The organism is Seohaeicola saemankumensis (assembly GCF_021021435.1).
Classification (GTDB): Bacteria; Pseudomonadota; Alphaproteobacteria; order Rhodobacterales; family Rhodobacteraceae; genus Seohaeicola.
Window position 1 is genome coordinate 86,456 of sequence record NZ_JAINWI010000003.1, and the last position, 17,468, is coordinate 103,923.

17 protein-coding genes are annotated in these 17,468 nt (G+C 61.9%); 8 read left to right on the forward strand and 9 right to left on the reverse strand.

Going from position 1 to position 17,468, the window contains the following annotated elements; translation table 11 throughout:
- Positions 1 to 96: 96 nt before the first annotated feature.
- From K7H22_RS00580 to K7H22_RS00600, 5 genes are all read right to left on the reverse strand, one after another.
- On the reverse strand, positions 97 to 1,407 hold the full coding sequence (locus K7H22_RS00580) for a pyruvate dehydrogenase complex dihydrolipoamide acetyltransferase (RefSeq protein WP_230798572.1): 1,311 nt from the start codon (positions 1,405 to 1,407) through the stop codon (positions 97 to 99).
- Between the two features lie 11 nt (positions 1,408 to 1,418).
- Positions 1,419 to 2,789, reverse strand: a complete 1,371-nt coding sequence (locus K7H22_RS00585; RefSeq protein WP_230798573.1) for a pyruvate dehydrogenase complex E1 component subunit beta — start codon at positions 2,787 to 2,789, stop codon at positions 1,419 to 1,421.
- Between the two features lie 14 nt (positions 2,790 to 2,803).
- The gene (pdhA, locus tag K7H22_RS00590; protein WP_230798574.1) at positions 2,804 to 3,814 is read right to left on the reverse strand and encodes a pyruvate dehydrogenase (acetyl-transferring) E1 component subunit alpha; all 1,011 of its coding nucleotides are present in this window, start codon (positions 3,812 to 3,814) and stop codon (positions 2,804 to 2,806) included.
- A gap of 146 nt (positions 3,815 to 3,960) precedes the next feature.
- The gene (locus K7H22_RS00595) at positions 3,961 to 4,260 is read right to left on the reverse strand and encodes an FtsB family cell division protein (protein WP_230798575.1); all 300 of its coding nucleotides are present in this window, start codon (positions 4,258 to 4,260) and stop codon (positions 3,961 to 3,963) included.
- A gap of 168 nt (positions 4,261 to 4,428) precedes the next feature.
- Positions 4,429 to 5,613 (reverse strand): phosphoglycerate kinase, encoded by a 1,185-nt coding sequence (locus K7H22_RS00600; RefSeq protein ID WP_230798576.1) that lies wholly within the window; start codon positions 5,611 to 5,613, stop codon positions 4,429 to 4,431.
- 123 nt (positions 5,614 to 5,736) lie between these two features.
- On the opposite strand from K7H22_RS00600, the gene K7H22_RS00605 reads away from it, so the two are divergent.
- The 3 genes from K7H22_RS00605 (at position 5,737) to K7H22_RS00615 (ending at position 7,947) form a co-directional block, all read left to right on the forward strand.
- The gene (locus tag K7H22_RS00605; protein WP_230798577.1) at positions 5,737 to 6,243 is read left to right on the forward strand and encodes a peptidylprolyl isomerase; all 507 of its coding nucleotides are present in this window, start codon (positions 5,737 to 5,739) and stop codon (positions 6,241 to 6,243) included.
- Entirely contained in the window at positions 6,236 to 6,784 is a 549-nt protein-coding gene (locus K7H22_RS00610; protein ID WP_230798578.1) for a peptidylprolyl isomerase, read from the forward strand. Before K7H22_RS00605 ends, K7H22_RS00610 begins: the two co-directional genes overlap by 8 nt.
- 218 nt (positions 6,785 to 7,002) lie before the next feature.
- Positions 7,003 to 7,947: a DUF3179 domain-containing protein gene (locus K7H22_RS00615; RefSeq protein ID WP_230798954.1), complete on the forward strand. Its 945-nt coding sequence runs from the start codon at positions 7,003 to 7,005 to the stop codon at positions 7,945 to 7,947.
- Positions 7,948 to 7,958: 11 nt separating this feature from the next.
- On the opposite strand, the gene K7H22_RS00620 is transcribed toward K7H22_RS00615, so the two are convergent.
- Complete coding sequence (locus tag K7H22_RS00620; RefSeq protein ID WP_230798579.1) at positions 7,959 to 9,149, reverse strand: pyridoxal phosphate-dependent aminotransferase; 1,191 nt, start codon at positions 9,147 to 9,149, stop codon at positions 7,959 to 7,961.
- A gap of 225 nt (positions 9,150 to 9,374) precedes the next feature.
- Between K7H22_RS00620 and cysS the strand changes: the two genes are divergently transcribed.
- The 3 genes from cysS (at position 9,375) to K7H22_RS00635 (ending at position 13,247) form a co-directional block, all read left to right on the forward strand.
- On the forward strand, positions 9,375 to 10,745 hold the full coding sequence (gene cysS / locus K7H22_RS00625) for a cysteine--tRNA ligase (RefSeq protein ID WP_230798580.1): 1,371 nt from the start codon (positions 9,375 to 9,377) through the stop codon (positions 10,743 to 10,745).
- 109 nt (positions 10,746 to 10,854) lie between these two features.
- Positions 10,855 to 12,489 carry a citramalate synthase gene (gene cimA, locus K7H22_RS00630; protein ID WP_230798581.1) on the forward strand — a complete coding sequence of 545 codons (1,635 nt, stop codon included), beginning with the start codon at positions 10,855 to 10,857 and terminating at the stop codon, positions 12,487 to 12,489.
- On the forward strand, positions 12,486 to 13,247 hold the full coding sequence (locus tag K7H22_RS00635; protein ID WP_230798582.1) for a squalene/phytoene synthase family protein: 762 nt from the start codon (positions 12,486 to 12,488) through the stop codon (positions 13,245 to 13,247). Before cimA ends, K7H22_RS00635 begins: the two co-directional genes overlap by 4 nt.
- Positions 13,248 to 13,251: 4 nt before the next feature.
- On the opposite strand, the gene K7H22_RS00640 is transcribed toward K7H22_RS00635, so the two are convergent.
- Both K7H22_RS00640 and cobA read right to left on the reverse strand, forming a co-directional pair.
- A complete protein-coding gene (locus K7H22_RS00640) occupies positions 13,252 to 14,469 on the reverse strand; it encodes an MFS transporter (protein ID WP_230798583.1) in 1,218 nt (405 codons plus the stop codon).
- A 76-nt stretch (positions 14,470 to 14,545) separates the two neighbouring features.
- Positions 14,546 to 15,382, reverse strand: coding sequence for a uroporphyrinogen-III C-methyltransferase (cobA, locus tag K7H22_RS00645; protein WP_230798584.1), 837 nt, complete (start codon positions 15,380 to 15,382; stop codon positions 14,546 to 14,548).
- A 277-nt stretch (positions 15,383 to 15,659) separates the two neighbouring features.
- Between cobA and K7H22_RS00650 the strand changes: the two genes are divergently transcribed.
- Complete coding sequence (locus K7H22_RS00650) at positions 15,660 to 16,316, forward strand: DNA-3-methyladenine glycosylase family protein (protein ID WP_230798955.1); 657 nt, start codon at positions 15,660 to 15,662, stop codon at positions 16,314 to 16,316.
- The gene (locus K7H22_RS00655; RefSeq protein WP_230798585.1) at positions 16,313 to 16,978 is read left to right on the forward strand and encodes an alpha/beta hydrolase; all 666 of its coding nucleotides are present in this window, start codon (positions 16,313 to 16,315) and stop codon (positions 16,976 to 16,978) included. Before K7H22_RS00650 ends, K7H22_RS00655 begins: the two co-directional genes overlap by 4 nt.
- Here K7H22_RS00655 and K7H22_RS00660 read toward each other — a convergent pair.
- Positions 16,975 to 17,421, reverse strand: coding sequence for a VOC family protein (locus tag K7H22_RS00660; RefSeq protein ID WP_230798956.1), 447 nt, complete (start codon positions 17,419 to 17,421; stop codon positions 16,975 to 16,977). The two genes, K7H22_RS00655 and K7H22_RS00660, sit on opposite strands and share 4 nt — an antisense overlap.
- Positions 17,422 to 17,468 lie beyond the last annotated feature (47 nt).

A 17,468-nucleotide genomic window follows, 5' to 3' on the forward strand; every position in this document is an offset into this window, starting at 1 on the left:
AAATCAAAAAAGAAAACACTTCGATCAACGCAGGGTTGATCGAAGTCTCTTTGTTACAACAATGGAATGGCCTGTGGTTCCGGTCAGACCAATAACTTAGGCAAGCATTGCCAGCGGATTTTCCAGATTGTCCTTGATGGCCTGCAGCAGTTGCGCGCCCAATGCACCGTCGATCACGCGGTGATCCACCGACAGGGTCACCGACATCACTGTCGCCACCGCCAACGCACCATCCTTGCCGACGACAGGCTTCTTCACGCCAGCGCCCACAGCCAGAATGGCACCGTGCGGCGGGTTGATTACGGCATCGAAATTGTCGATCCCGAACATACCCAGATTGGAAATGGCAAAGCTGCCGCCCTGATATTCATGCGGGGCCAGTTTCTTGGACTTGGCGCGCGCTGCCAGATCCTTCATCTCGGCACTTAGCGCCGACAGCGATTTCATCTCGGCATCCTTCAGAACAGGCGTGAACAGTCCGCCTTCGATCGCGACAGCCACCGCCACATCCGAGGGTGTCAGTTGCAACACACGGTCACCCGCCCAGACCGCATTGGCGGCAGGCACCTGTTGCAGCGCCAGCGCACAGGCCTTGATGATGAAATCATTGACGCTCAGTTTGACGCCTCGCGCGTCAAGCTGCGCGTTCAGCTTCGACCGGAACGCCATCAGCGCATCCAGTTCGATATCGCGGCGCAGATAGAAATGCGGGATGGTCTGCTTGGCCTCGGTCAGACGGGCGGCGATGGTTTTCCGCATCCCGTCCAGTTTGACCTCGGTATAGGTGCGCCCCTCGTACATCTTCAGAACCGCATCGGTGGACGGACCTGCAGGCATCGCCGCTGATGCCGGCGCAGATTTTGGCGCATCGGTCTTGGATGCATCCGCGGTCGCTGCCTTGGCCTGCTGCGGCGCAGCGCCCTCGACATCCGCTTTCACGATCCGCCCGTGCGGGCCTGATCCCTGGACGCCGGTGAGGTCCAACCCCTTGTCCGCCGCGATCCGCCGCGCCAGTGGCGAGGCAAAGATCCGCTCTCCATCCGGGGATGTGGGGGCGGCAGGCGCCTCTTTGGCCTCTGCCGAGGCCGTCTCGGCCTTGGGCGCATCAGCTTTCGGTGCAGCCTCAGCCTTCGGCGCCGCTGCCTTGGCATCCGAGGCGCTTTCGCCGTCCTCCAGCAGCAGCGCGATAGGGGAATTGACCTTCACCCCTTCGGTGCCTTCCGCCACCAGCAGTTTGCCGATCACGCCCTCATCCACGGCCTCGAATTCCATCGTGGCCTTGTCGGTCTCGATTTCGGCCAACAGGTCGCCCGCCGAAACGGTGTCGCCCTCCTTGACCAGCCATTTCGCCAGCGTGCCCTCTTCCATCGTGGGCGACAGTGCGGGCATCAGAATCTCAATGGACATCGCCTGTCTCCTTAGCGGTAAGTCACTTTTTTCACAGCCGCGACAACCTCGTCGGTCGTCACCAGCGCCAGTTTCTCGAGGTTGGCCGCATAGGGCATGGGCACATCCTTGCCGGTGCAGTTGATCACGGGGGCGTCCAGATAATCGAACGCGTTTTCCATGATATAGGCCGACAGATGGTTGCTGATCGAGCCCACGGGGAAGCCCTCTTCCACGGTCACGCAGCGGTTGGTCTTCATCACCGAGGCGATCACCGTGTCATAGTCGAGCGGGCGCAGCGTCCGCAGGTCGATCACTTCGGCATTGATCCCGTCCTTTTCCAGACGCTCGGCTGCCTCCAGCGCATAGGTCATGCCGATGCCGAAACTGACGATGGTCACATCGCTGCCCTCACGCCAGATTTTGGCCTTTCCGAAGGGGACGGTGTAATCCTCAAGGATCGGCACATCGAAGCTGCGCCCGTAAAGGATCTCGTTTTCGAGGAAGATCACCGGATTGGGATCACGGATCGCTGTTTTCATCAGGCCCTTATAGTCCGAGGCCGAGAAAGGCATCACCACTTTCAGACCCGGGATCGAGGCATACCATGCCGCATAGTCCTGACTATGCTGCGCGCCAACCCGAGCCGCAGCCCCGTTCGGGCCACGGAACACCATCGGCGCCCCCATCTGTCCACCCGACATATAAAGCGTCTTGGCCGCCGAGTTGATGATGTGGTCAATCGCCTGCATGGCGAAGTTGAAGGTCATGAATTCCACGATCGGGCGCAAACCCCCGAACGAAGCCCCGACCGCGATACCGGCAAAGCCGTGCTCGGTGATCGGCGTGTCGATCACGCGCTTGGGGCCGAATTCGTCCAGCATGCCTTGGGAAATCTTGTAAGCGCCCTGATACTCTGCCACTTCCTCGCCCATCAAAAAGACATTGGGATCGCGGCGCATCTCTTCGGACATGGCATCGCGCAACGCCTCGCGGACCGTCTGCTTGCGGGTCTCGGTATCTTCCGGCCAGTCAGGTTCCATCTTGGCAGCCTTGGGCGCGGCTGGGGCAAGGGCCTCTTTCGCAAGTGCTTCGGCCTTTGCCGGTGCAGCCTCGGCCTTGGGCGCGGATTTTGCGGGGGCGGCGTCATCCATGCTCTCGCCATCCTCCAGCAAAACCGCGATAGGTGAATTGACCTTCACCCCTTCGGTGCCTTCCGCAACGATGAGCTTGCCGATCACGCCCTCATCCACGGCCTCGAATTCCATCGTGGCCTTGTCGGTCTCGATCTCGGCCAGAATGTCGCCTGCCTTGACAGTATCGCCTTGCTTGACCAGCCATTTCGCCAGCGTGCCTTCTTCCATCGTTGGCGACAGGGCGGGCATCAAAATTTCAGTTGCCATGGTTCAATTCTCCCTTACGCGTTCTGCGGCACTTCGGTGGCATAGATATCGGTCCAAAGCTCGCTGAGATCAGGCTCGGGGCTTTCCTTGGCGAATTCGGCGCTTGCGTTGACGATCTCCTTGATCTCCTTGTCGATCGCTTTCAGATCATCCTCGGTCGCATGCTTGCCCGACAGCAGCAGATCGCGCACATGCGCGATCGCGTCTTTCTCGTCGCGCATCTTCTGCACTTCCTCGCGGGTCCGGTATTTCGCGGGGTCCGACATCGAATGCCCGCGATAGCGATATGTCTTGATTTCAAGGATGTAGGGCCCGTCGCCGGACCGACAGTGCGCCACAGCTTTTTCGCCAGCCGCCTTGACCGCCAGCACATCCATGCCGTCAACAGCCTCGCCAGGAATGCCGAAAGCATGGCCGCGCTCGTAGATCTCGGCAGAGGAGGTCGAGCGTTGCTGCGACGTACCCATCGCATACTGGTTGTTCTCGATCACGAAAATCACCGGCAGCTTCCACAAGGCGGCCATGTTGAAGGTCTCGTAGACCTGTCCCTGGTTGGCGGCGCCGTCACCGAAATAGGCGAATGTCACACGCTTGTTGTCCAGATACTTGTCGGCAAAAGCCAGTCCTGCCCCCAGCGGCACCTGCGCGCCGACGATGCCGTGGCCGCCGTAGAAATGCTTCTCTTTCGAGAACATATGCATCGAGCCGCCCTTGCCCTTGGAGTAGCCCCCCTCGCGGCCCGTCAACTCGGCCATCACGCCGTTCGGGTCCATCCCGCAGGCCAGCATATGACCGTGATCACGGTAGGATGTGATGCGCTTGTCACCGTCCTCGGCAGCGGCTTCCAGCCCCACAACAACGGCTTCCTGCCCGATATAGAGATGGCAGAACCCGCCGATCAGACCCATGCCGTAGAGTTGCCCTGCTTTCTCCTCGAATCGCCGGATCAGCAGCATGTCGCGGTAGAAGCCTTTCAGCTCATCGGCGGAAACATTTGAAACCTTTTGGCTTTTTTTGGCGACCATGCGGTATCCCCTCCCTGGAAGAAAGATAGTTTAGCGTTAAACTATTTAATACAGGATTCATCCCCGCGATGCGAGTGCAATTTTTGACAAGCGTCAGGGATGTGTTTCAACAAGTTGTCTGGAAGGGGAAAAGGTCGTGACCGGGTTTAGCGCACCACGATCTCGTCGCGGCGCATCATGCCCAGCACATCGCGCGCCTGCTGGTCCAGCAGGTCAAGGTCCAGATACTCGTCCGACAGGCGCTGCGTCAGGTTCTCCATCCGCGCCACGCGCGTCTGGAGCAGAACAAGCTCCTGTTGCAACTTGGCGGCATCAGCAGTGATCTCGGCGCGGCGGAACAGACCGTAATTGCCCTGCACGGCTGCAAAAGTGAAATAGGCGCCAAGGCTGAACGCCACGGCGAAAAAGATCACAACACCGAATGCCGGGGGTCTGCGGGATGTCATTGCTCTGCCCTTGTCTGCACCTGTTCCGGTGCTTTCACGGACCATGCCACAGGTGATTCGGCTTGGGAATCCCCTTTAAGGCGATTTTCCCGAAAAACTGCATAAAATTGCAGGAAAACCGCAAAGCTTGCGTCTTCCTGCCGCAAATATCCAATCTGTCCGCCCGCCTCAGGCGCTGGCCTCGAGTGCGGCCACACCGGGAAGGGTTTTGCCTTCCATCCATTCCAGAAACGCGCCGCCCGCCGTGCTGATATAGCTGAAGTCGTCCGCGACTTCGGCGGCATGCAGGGCGGCCACTGTATCACCACCGCCCGCAACCGTGATCAGCTTGCCCGCGCGGGTCAGTTCCGCCGCATGGCGTGCCGTGACCATCGTCGCCTCGTCGAACGGTTCGATCTCGAAGGCGCCCAACGGTCCGTTCCAGATCAGGGTCTCCAGACCGTCAAAGGCGTCGCAAATGGCCGCAATCGACTGCGGCCCTGCATCCAGCACCATCTGGTCTTCTTCCAGAACCGTGTCAGGCTCCATCGACACAACATCGAAGGGCACGCCGGCAGCGAATGTGCGGGCGACCTTGCCATCCACGGGCAGGATCACCTTGCAACCTGTCCTTGCGGCCTTGGCCAGAATGTCGCGGGCCGTGTCCTGAAAATCCGGCTCTTGCAGCGATTTACCCATCTGGGCGCCTTGCGCTGCCAGAAAGGTATTCGCCATGCCGCCGCCGATAATCAGCACGTCCAGCTTTTCCACCAGATTCTCCAGCAATTCGATCTTGCTAGAGACTTTCGCGCCGCCCACCACGGCCCCGACTGGGCGCTTGGGTTTGCTCAGCGCCGCTTCCAGCGCGCGCAACTCGGCCTCCATCTGGCGCCCCGCGCAAGCGGGCATCAGATGGGCCAGACCCTCGGTCGAGGCATGGGCGCGATGCGCCGCCGAAAACGCGTCATTGCAATAGATCTGCGCGAGATCTGCCAGTTCGGCGGCAAAGGCGGGATCATTGGCCTCCTCGCCGGGATGGAAACGGATGTTTTCCAGCAGAACCACATCATTTGTGGCGGCCTCGGCCCCGTCGAAGGTCTCGACAAAGGTGACATGGCGTTCCAGCACGTTTTCCAGCGCGGGAATGGTCACGCGCAGGGTCATGTCCAGCACAACCTTGCCCTTGGGACGCCCGAAATGCGCCACCAGCAACACGCGGCCCCCGCGTCTGAGGATGTCGCGCACAGTCGGCGCGATCTTCTCGATCCGCGTGGGATCGGTCACGCGGCCTTTTTCAACCGGCACATTGATATCCACCCGCACAAGGACCCGTTTGCCGTCAAGGTCCATGTCATCAAGGGTCTTCCACGTCATGCCGCTACTCCGCGCTTGTCCGCGCACCTCTTGGCGCGAACACGCGCTTGCGTCAACACCCCGCTTGGCATTCGCGTGCAGGGGCCTTAGGTATCTGCCCAGACCAACTTCAAGGAGGCCCAGATGCCCGAGATCAAAGACCCAGAGAACACCATCCTGATCGAGCTGAAAGGCGGCACCGTCACGATCGAGCTTCTGCCCGACGTCGCCCCCAAACATTGCGAGCGGATGAAGGAACTGGCCCGCGCAGGTGCTTATGACAATGTGTGTTTTCACCGCGTGATCGAAGGCTTTATGGCCCAGACAGGCGATGTGGAACATGGCGACATGGAAGATGGTTTTGATATCCGCCGTGCCGGTACAGGCGGGTCCGACCTGCCCGACCTGCCCGCCGAATTCTCGCGCCTGCCGCATGACCGTGGTTCTTTGGGCGCGGCGCGCAGCCAGAACCCGAACTCGGCCAATAGCCAGTTCTTTATCAATTTCAAGGATAACAGCTTTCTCAACGGCCAGTATACGGTCTATGGCCGCGTGATTTCGGGTATGGAACATGTCGATGCCATCACGCGCGGCGAACCGCCCGCGAACCCTGACCGCATGATCAGCGTCAAGGTGGCCGCCGATGCGTAACCTGATTGCAGCGGCAGTAATGCTGGCGGCAGGCCCCGCGCTGGCCTCGGGTCTGCAGATCGAGGTCGAGGGTCAGGCCAACGGCACCATCACTATCGACCTTCTGGAAGATGTGGCCCCCGAACACGCAGCCCAGATCGCGGCAATCGCAGCCGAGGGCGGATATGACGGTGTCGTCTTCCACCGCGTCATCGAAGGGTTCATGGCCCAGACGGGCGATGTGGAATTCGGCAAGATGGGTGGAAACATGACCCGCGCGGGCATGGGTGGTTCGAACCGTCCCGACCTCAAGGCTGAATTCTCGGATATCCCCTTTGACCGTGGCGTTGTGGGCATGGCGCGCAGCCAGAACCCGAATTCGGCCAATAGCCAGTTCTTCATCATGTTCGACGAGGGATATTTCCTCAACGGTCAATACACCGTCGTCGGCCGTGTGACCGAAGGAATGGAGGTGGTCGACGCGATCAAGCGCGGAGAAGGCCAGAACGGTCTGGTGACCGGCCAGCCCGATATGATGAAAACCGTCACAGTTACCGAGTGATCCTGCACGATATCACGACATGACACGGGGCCTTCGGGCCCCGTTCGCATTTACGGCCCTTCACCGCCAGTCACGTCTGGGTGAGGGGGCTATGCCAGTGCCCCGTCTGTGTGCATCCTCGGGATACAATTGAAAAGGATCATGCCATGCGGCGTATCGGTGCCTGTTCTGTGTCGTTTATCGCTCTTTGCGACATCCGCCGCATCGGTCTTGCTGTCATGTTCCTTGCCGCCACCACGCTGGCAGGTCATCCACAACCCGACCAGTGGCGCGGTGAATGGCCCGAGACCGATTTCACCCGCACCACCGTGCCGGACTGGTCCGAAGTGATCTCGGGCGGTCCGCCCAAGGACGGTATCCCGGCCCTTAGCGATCCCGATTTCATCCCCGTGTCACAGGAAACGCGATTGGATGCGCGCGAACCGGTCGTCGCCATCGAACTGGAGGGCCAGACCCCGCGTGCCTATCCGGTGCGCTACCTAATGTGGCACGAGATCGTCAACGACCGGATCGGCGATACACCCGTAGCCGTCACCTTCTGCCCCCTGTGCAATTCCGGCCCGACCTTTGACCGGCGCGTGAATGGCCGCACCCTCAGCTTCGGTGTCTCGGGCAAGCTGCGGAACTCGGATATGATCATGTATGACCGCGAAACCCAAAGCTGGTGGCAGCAGGCGGTGGGCTTGGGCATCGTCGGCCAGATGACCGGCGCGGAGCTGACCCAGCTTCCCACATGGATGGAAAGCTGGGCCGCATTCAGCGCCCGTAATCCGCAGGCTCTGGTGATGGACGAACCCTCCATGCGCCGCGCCTATGGCACCAATCCCTATCGCGGCTATGACAGCAACTGGCGTCCGTTTCTCTATAGCGGGGAAGACCCGCCGCACGGCATTCCCCCCCTGGCGCGCGTTGTCCGTGTGGGACAAAACGCCTGGCCGGTCCAGAGAGTGCGCGAAGCGGGCGCGATCACCGAGGAAGATGTGCAGATCACATGGTCAGCAGGGCAGGCATCCGCCCTCGATACCGCGCGGATCGGGGACGGCCGCGATGTGGGCACGATCCGCGTCAGGGACGCGGCGGGCCGCGATGTGCCCCATGATGTGATGTTTGCCTTTGCCTTCCATGCCTTCTGGCCAGAAGGGCGCTGGATGATCGGGCGCTAGGCCAGCAGGGGTTAGGCCGCCATGGCGGCCTGCTCGGCGGCGAAGTCCAGCAATTGCCCCAGCGCCGCAACGAACAGGTCATCGGCCACTGTCATGGCCACCCGCACATGCCCCGCCGCCGCGATGCCGAAACTCTCGCCCGGCATGACAGCAATCGCGTGCCGATCCAGCAGAGCCATCGCGAAGGACTCGCCCGACAGTCCGGTCGCGCGGATATCCAGCATCAGATACATCGCCCCTTGCGGTGGCTGCACGCGCACAAGGTTCTGCCGCGCCAGCAAATCCAGCGCCAGCGCACGGCGTCGCCGGAATGGGGCCGCAACCTGGGCTTCCAGCGCCGCGCCCTGAGCCAGCGCAAAGCATGCGGCATCCTGTACAAAGCCCGGCACGCCATAAGTCGTATGCGTCGCCAGATCCGCCATGCGGCTAATCGCGTCCGCCGGTCCCACGATCCAGCCGATACGACTGCCGGTCATCGCATGGGATTTCGACATCGACCCGATGACCAGCGTGCGCTCTGGCATATCGGGCAAGGCGCGCGGACTGAGATGCGCGCCGTCCCAGACCTGCGTGTCATAGACCTCGTCCGAGATCAGCCACAGATCATGCTCGCGCACGACGTCGGCAATCCCCTCCAGCGTGTCGCGCGCATAGACCCCGCCGGTCGGGTTGTTGGGGCTGTTGACCAACAGGCTGCGGGGCCGGTGCGTCGCCTTGACAGCCGCCTCCAGATCGTCCGCGCGCGGCTGGAACCCGTCCTCGGCCCGGGTGGAAATGGCCTGCGGCACCAGCCCCAGCGCGCGCAACACGCCGGGATAGGTGACATAGGCCGGATCAATATAAAGCGCGGTATCGCCCGTATCGCAGGTGGCGTGATGCGTGGCAAACAGCCCCGCCTGACCGCCCGGCGTAATCAGCACATTCTCGCGGCCCGTCGCAACACCCGTGCGTGCCTTCACCCTTGCTGCCACCGCATCGCGCAATTCGGCTGTTCCGGGAATACTGGCATAGCCTGTATGCCCGCCCATGGCCGCATCATGCATCGCGGCCAGAATACGCGGATCGGTGCGGATATCATGCTCGCCGATCGTCAATTCGGTCACCGCGCGACCTGCCGCCTTCATGGCGCGGGCGCGGTAGAACACCCCCCATCCATCACCCTCGTCGCCCAGAAGCGTGATGATCCGGTGTGAAAGCTGCATGGCGGGCCTCTCTGGTTGCTTGTCGCCAGAGGCCACAGGCCGCCCCACCGTGTCAATTCAGCGATTGTGGCGACGTGGATCAATGGCTATGATGATCGGATGAACGCTTTTGCCATCACCATCATGTGCTGCATTACCGCCTGAACCATTCCGGCGGCGCGTTCTTCTATTCCCAACCAGAGTTGAAGTTGCTAAGCCCGCCGCGGACCCGCGTGTGAGGACCCGATGACGACCATCAAACTGCACAACACGAAAACCCGCCGCAAAGAGGTGTTTACACCGCTGAACCCCGACGATGTGCGGATGTATGTCTGCGGTCCCACCGTCTATGACCGCGCCCATCTGGGCAATGCCCGACCCGTGATCGTCTTCGACGTGCTCTACCGGCTGTTGCGTCATGTCTATGGTGCGGATCACGTCACTTACGTGCGGAACTTCACCGATGTGGATGACAAGATCAACGCCAAGGCGGCAGAGACTGGCCGCACGATTGGCGGGATTACCGAGGAAACGATCCGCTGGTATCTGGACGACATGGGTGCGCTTGGTGCGCTGGAGCCGGACCACATGCCGCGCGCCACGGAATTCATCCCGCAGATGGTGACGATGATCGAAGACTTGATCGCATCGGGCCATGCCTATGCCGCCGAAGGCCATGTGCTTTTTGCCGTGGACAGCTACACCCGATACGGCGCGCTGTCGGGCCGCACGGTCGAGGATATGATCGCCGGCGCAAGGGTCGAGGTTGCGCCCTACAAGCGCAACCCGATGGATTTCGTGCTGTGGAAACCGTCCAGCGATGATCTGCCGGGATGGGACAGCCCTTGGGGCAGGGGCCGTCCCGGCTGGCATATCGAATGCTCCGCCATGGCGCATGAGCTGCTGGGGGCCAGTTTCGACATCCACGGCGGCGGGATCGACCTGCAATTCCCGCATCACGAGAACGAAATCGCCCAAAGCTGCTGCGCGAACGGCACCGACAAGATGGCCAATGTCTGGATGCATAACGAGATGCTGCTGGTCGAGGGCAAAAAGATGTCCAAGTCCCTTGGCAATTTCTTCACCGTCCGCGACCTGCTGGATCAAGGCGTGCCGGGTGAGGTGATCCGCTATGTCTTCCTGATGACGCATTACCGCAAGCCAATGGATTGGACGGCGGAAAAGGCGGCTCAGGCCGAGGCGACATTACGCAAATGGTACGCGCTGGCCGCCCAAGCACAGGACGGCTCAGTTCCCAGCCAGACAGCGGTTGATGCGCTTGCCGATGATTTGAACACCCATGGTTTTCTGTCCGAATGCCATCAGCTTGCCCTTGCGGGCGACGCGGCGACCCTGCGCGCAACCCTTCAGCTTGTTGGCGTGCTGGAGACCAACGTTCCCGCTTGGGCTGCCGCACCTGTCGTTGATCTTTCGGCGCACTCCTACCGTCTTGCCGCTGCCCGCGAAACTGCGATGCAAACCAATGATTTCGCGCAGGTGGACCGGCTGAAATCCGCGCTGATCGCCGCGGGGGTCGAGGTCCGCATGAGCAAGTCAGGGGTGGAACTGGTACCCGGCCCCGAGTTTGATCCATCTGCACTGGAGGGGTTAGAATGACACGTGTTGCGTCCGTCTCTGACTTGGCAGGGGGGCTGGCGGCCCCCAATGACCCTGCGGGCCATTCCCCCCGCGGATATTTTCGGCAAGAAGAAGCAGGGGGCCGAGGATGACCCGCGAACGCCTCTATCTCTACGATACGACGCTGCGCGACGGCCAGCAGACGCAGGGCGTGCAGTTCTCGACAGCCGAGAAGCTCCAGATTGCGGGCATGTTGGACGCTTTGGGCGTCGATTACATCGAAGGCGGCTGGCCCGGTGCGAACCCCACTGACTCGGCATTTTTCGACGCGGCACCGCAAATCCGCGCGCGCCTGACCGCTTTTGGCATGACCAAGCGGGCAGGGCGCTCGGCTGCGAATGATGATGTTCTGGCCGCTGTGACGAATGCGGGCACGCAAGCGGTCTGTCTGGTCGGCAAGGCGCATGATTTCCACGTGACCACCGCCCTTGGTGTCACTCTGGACGAGAACGTGGACAACATTGCGGCCTCCGTTGCGCATCTGGTGGACCGAGGCCGCGAGGCGCTGTTTGATGCCGAGCATTTTTTCGACGGCTACCGCGCCAATCCCGATTACGCTCTCAAGGTTCTGCGCGCAGCACTGTATGCCGGCGCGCGTTGGGTCGTGCTTTGCGATACCAATGGCGGCTGCTTGCCCGAAGAAATCGGCCAGATCACAGCCGCGGTTATCGCGGCAGGCATTCCCGGTGATCGTCTCGGCATCCACACCCATAATGACACGGAAACCGCCGTGGCCGGAGCCCTTGCCGCCATCGACGCAGGTGCGCGGCAGGTGCAGGGCACGCTCAACGGTTTGGGCGAGCGTTGCGGCAATGCGAACCTGACAACGATCATTCCGACCTTGCTGCTGAAAGAACCCTATGCCAGCCGCTATGACACGGGCGTCACGCTTGACGCCCTGTCCGGCCTTACCCGCGCCAGCCGACGCCTTGACGATATCCTGAACCGCGTTCCGATGCGGCAGGCCCCCTATGTCGGGGCCTCGGCCTTTGCCCATAAGGCGGGTCTGCATGCCAGCGCGATCCTGAAAGACCCCGCAACCTACGAGCATATCGATCCTGCTGTGGTCGGCAATGCGCGTATCATCCCGATGTCCAATCAGGCGGGCCAGTCCAACCTGCGCCGTCGTCTGGCCGAGGCGGGGCTGGAGATGGCGGCGGGTGATCCGGTACTGGGCCGCATCCTCGAGACAGTGAAAGCGCGCGAAGAGCAGGGCTATTCCTATGATACGGCGCAGGCCAGTTTCGAACTGCTGGCCCGCGCCGAGATGGGGCAGGCGCCTGACTTCTTCGAGGTCAAGCGCTACCGCGTCACCGTCGAGCGGCGCAAGAACAAGTATAACCGCATGGTCAGCCTGTCCGAAGCGGTCGTCGTGGTCAAAGTCGACGGAGACAAGAAACTGTCCGTCAGCGAGTCGATGGACGAGGACGGATCGGACCGTGGCCCGGTCAACGCCCTGTCCAAGGCACTGGCCAAGGATCTGGGGGCCTATAGCGAAGCGATTGCCGATATGCGACTGGTCGATTTCAAGGTCCGCATCACCCAGGGTGGGACCGAGGCCGTGACCCGCGTCATCATCGACAGCGAAGACGGCCAGGGCCGCCGCTGGTCCACCGTGGGCGTCAGCCCCAACATCGTCGACGCCAGTTTCGAAGCGCTGCTGGACGCGATCAACTGGAAATTGCTGCGCGAGGCCGCGCCGGGTGCAGAGGCGGCGCAGTGATCACCGAGCCCGATCTGGTCGCCTGTGCGCGGATCGTCGAACGCGGCGATCCCGACCGTTTTGCCGCTACGATGGCCGCACCTGTGGCGATGCGGCAGGTGTTGTTTCCGCTATACGCCTTTAATCTGGAAATTGCCCGCGCCCCGTGGATGAGCGCGGAACCTCTGATCGCGGAGATGCGTCTGCAATGGTGGTCTGACGCGCTGGACGAAATCTCGTCAGGTGGTCCTGTGCGGCGGCACGAGGTGGCGACACCGCTTTCGCAGGTGCTGGACGCAACAGGCGCGAACCTGCTGGCAGGCTGCGTCAACGCGCGGCGGCGCGAGGCGCAGCGCCTGCCGATGGCGGATGCAGATGACCTGCGCGACTATGTGGCCGAAACCGGCGGGGCGCTGATGTGGGTGGCGGCGCGCGCTTTGGGCGGCACGCAGGAAACCCGCGCACGCAATATCGGGGCCGCAACAGGGCTGGCCAATTACCTGCTGGGCGTGCCGCTATTTTTGGCGCGTGGCAGCAATCCCTTGCCCGAAATGACCACGGCGCAATTCACGCAGCTTGTGCAGTCCCATCTGGGTAAGGCGCGCCCGTCTTCCGGCCCGCGTCCGGCCTTGCCCCAACGTATCGCCGAGTTGGCAGGCTGGCGCACGGTCGGCATCCTCAAGCGGGCGCTGCGCGATCCGGCAGCGATCCCAGAGGGGCGGTTGGCCGAACCCGAGGTCCAGCGCCGCCTGTCGCTGATGCTCAGGCGGGTGTTTTAGGCGCTCATGCCTCGCGCGGGCGCATTGCCAGCCAGATCAATGCACCGGTCGCCAGTACCAGAAACGGCAGCATCGCCATATTCACGGCCATCCAGCCTTCTTGCGCGGTGCCGCCCGAGCAGTTCATCAGACTGCCCGAGGATAGCGAGGCCATTGTAACGCCGCCAAAGACGATAAAGTCGTTCATTCCCTGCACGCGACCGCGCTCGCTGGGCGCATGGCTGGCGGCCAGCATCGTGGTCGCCCCGATAAAACCGAAGTTCCAGCCCAGCCCCAGCAGGATCAGCGCTATAAAGAAATGCTCAAGCTCAACCCCCATCAAGGCAACGCCGCCTGCTGATGCAAGGATCAGCAGACCAAGGCCCACGATCTTTTCCACCCCGAAACGCGCGATCAGATGGCCAGTGAAGAATGAAGGCGCATACATCGCCAGAACATGCGCGCTGACCACATTAGCCGCGTCATTGGTCTCGAACCCGCAGCCCACGACAGCCAGCGGCGAAGAGGTCATGACCAGATTCATCAGCGCATAGGAAACCGTGGCGCAGATCACGGCCACAGCAACAGCGGGTGTCTTGAGCAGTTCCATCCGGCTGCGCCCCTTGGGGGCGTCTGCCGCAGGGGGCTTGGGCGTGGGGATGTCCAGAAAGAAGAACAGACCTGAGCCGATGATATTGACCGCGATCACCGCCAGATAGGTGCCAAGGAAGGGAATGACCATCGACTCGGCCGTCACCTTGACCAGTTGCGGCCCGATCACCGCACTCAGCAAACCGCCCGCCATGACGAAGGAAATCGCTTTGGGCCGGAACGCGTCCGAGGCCATGTCCGCAGCGGCGAAGCGGTAGAATCCCTGACCGGACATGTAGATTCCAGTGATGAAGCTACCCAGCAAGAAGATCGGGAATGAGGCTGTGTAAAGCCCGTAAGCCCCGACAGCCCCGCCAATGGCGCCGGCTGTGGTGCCGATCAGGAAACCGGTGCGGCGGCCGTATTTCTGCATGATGGCTGATACAGGCGTGGCCGCCAGCATGGACCCCAGCACGATCAGCGAGATCGGCAGAGTCGCCCAGCACAGATTCGACGCCAGTGACTGCCCCGCCAACCCGCCGATCGTGAAGATCATCGGCATTTGCGATCCCAAAATGGCCTGCGCCATGACCAGAATGGCTACGTTGCGCTTGGCGCGGGCATCGTCGGGGATATATGCAGTATCGCTCATGTGTGATTGCTAGACCGCACACAGCGGACCCGCAAGGGCCATAATGAATTGCGGCGCTACGGCAAAACGGGCGCGTTCAGCCCGCCGCGGCCATCGCCTGATGCTGGACAGGGGCCAGACCCAAGGCCAGAGCCTGCCAGTTCAGACCCTCGCGCAGGCGGACACCTTCGCCGATGCACAAGATCGCGGGTGGCTCCAGACCGGCAGCGGCGATATCTGCCTCCATCCGGCCCAGTGTCGTGTCGAGAACCTGTTGCTGCGCGGTGGTGGCCGAGACGACAACCGCCGCGGGCTCTTCTGGGTTGCGCCCTGCGGCGATCAGTTGCGCGGCAATCTTGCCGATATATTTCACGCCCATATAGATCACGATCATCTGGCTGCCCTGCGCAATCGCGGCCCAGTCAACCTGCGTGGGCGCCTCTCCCGTGGCGTCATGTCCGGTCACGAAGGTCACAGACTGGTTCACGCCGCGATGCGTCACCGGAATGCCCGCATAGGCCAGACCGCCGATGCCTGCCGTGATGCCGGGAATGATGCGGATCGGAATGCCCGCCGCAACCAGCACCTGCGCCTCTTCCCCGCCACGCCCGAACACGAAAGGATCGCCGCCCTTCAGTCGCAACACCCGCTTGCCGCGCTGCGCCAGATCGACCAGCCTTTGCGTGATATCGGCCTGACAAGCCGACGGCTTGCCGCCGCGCTTTCCGGCATAGACCAGTTCGGCCTGCGGTGCCCACTCCAGAATCTGGCGCTGGACCAGTGCATCATAGACGACTACATCAGCCTGCCTGAGCGCGTTCAGTGCGTGCAGGGTCAGCAGGCCCGGATCGCCCGGACCGGCGCCGGCCAGCCAGACCGATCCGGGACTCATCACCGGCCAATTGGCACTTGGAAGGGGGAACATGTTGCTCATGTCGGGAATATCGTTCCGGTATTTTCGAAAAGAAAGTGTATTCTATTCCCTGCGGATCGTAGAAACACCTTTCTATCAGAAAAAATTCCTGCTCTAGGCAGTTTCCCTTGCCGGAAATTCCTTCGTGAAACCGTGAATGGATATTTTTAGCAAGAAGAAGCAGGGTCGGGGAATGCGTGGTCTTTTCTGCATTCGTGGCTTTCTGCTGGCGCAATGGCACACGGTGATGGCCTTCGACCAGGGCTGCGATAGGCTGCGCGCGGGTCAGGACATGGTCATGCCGATTCGCGGCAAGGGGGGACGCGTGGACGAAAGGATCATCACCAGTGATGCCTGTGTGGCCGAAGGGGTGGCTTGGCTTTGCCAGCACGATCCCGCCATGGCGCGCGCCTATCGCGAGACAGGGCCGCTGCCGTTGCGGCGCAGGCCCGACGGGTTTGCCCAGCTTCTCAGCGCGATTGTCAGCCAGCAGGTCAGCGTCGCCTCGGCCCGCGCGATTTGGGGCCGGTTGGAGGCGGCGGGTCTGGTCACGCCGGATGCCGTGGCTGCCCTCGATACCGACGCGCTGCGCGCGCACGGTCTGAGCCGCCAGAAAGCCGCCTATGCCCATGCGCTGGCAGCCGCAGGGATCGACTTTGAAGGGTTGCGGGCATTGCCGACAGCGCAAGTTGTGGACAGGCTGGTCGCTGTGAAGGGCATCGGGATCTGGACAGCCGAGATCTACGCCATGTTCAGCCTTGGCCGCGCCGATGTCTTTGCCCCCGGTGATCTGGCGCTGCAGGAAGGGGCAAGGATGCTGTACAATTTGCCTGATCGCCCGCGCGAGGCTCCGCTGCGCCGGATGTCGGAAATCTGGCGCCCGTGGCGATCGGTTGCGGCGCGGATGCTTTGGGCCTACTACCATGTGCAAAAGCAAAGGGAAGGCATCGCATGACACGGGTACTGAATGCAGAGCGGCGGGCGCCGCTATCGGGTGAGACACGCTCTGTGGTGGTCTTTCTGCATGGATACGGTGCGAATGGGGCCGACCTTCTGGGTCTTGCCGATCCTTTGGGCGAACATCTGCCCGATACGCTGTTCGTGGCCCCCGACGCGCCCGAATCCTGCGCCGGCGCGCCATTCGGGTATCAGTGGTTTCCCATCCCGTGGATCGACGGATCAAGCGAGGAGGAGGCCGCGCGCGGCATGCAGGCGGCGGCGTCCGATCTGAACGCCTTTCTGGATGCCTTGCTGGTGGACGAGGATCTTTTGCCCGAACAGATGGTGTTGTTTGGTTTTTCCCAAGGCACGATGATGTCGCTACATGTCGCCCCGCGCCGCGAGGACCCATTGGCCGGTATCGTGGCCTTTTCGGGACGTTTGCTGCAACCCGAGGTTCTGCCGGACGAGACTATCAGCCGCATGCCGGTGCTTTTGGTGCATGGCGATGCCGATGATGTGGTGCCGGTCCAGTCGTTGCCGCAGGCGGCGCAGGCTTTGCAGGACGCAGGCTTTACCGATGTCTTTGCCCATATCATGAAGGGCACCGCGCATGGCATCGCGCCCGACGGGTTGTCGGTTGCACTGGCCTTCATGCGTGACAAGTTGAGCCTTTAGCTTTCGGAAAACCACAGACGCGGTTCGGCGAACTCAAGCGAATTTCCCGCCGGATCGCGGAAATAGATCGAGAGCGCGCCGTTCGGCCATTCCACTTCCGACTCGATCTTGATACCCGCCGCCTCCAGCGCCTTGCGGCCCTGTTGCAGCCCCTCGGCGGTGACCGAGAAACACATATGGCCCGGTCCCGTTGCGCCATGCGGCGGGACTTGCAGCGCGGGGGGCGGATCTGGTGGTGCGACAGTCGTCACCGGATCGAACAACAGCAGCATGCCATCCCCCACACGGAAGAACACATGCCGCCCCTCGGCCTCTGTCACGATCTCGAGCCCCAGCACCTCTGTGTAAAACTGTCGCGCTGCTACCAGATCATCGACATAGAGGGCGGTTTCCAGCACCGCAGCGGGCGAAAACCCGCTTCTTTTTGCCGTTTTCTGCGTCATCATGTCTGTAAAATAGGCAGTAAAGGCAGCCACTCCAAGGGATGTCC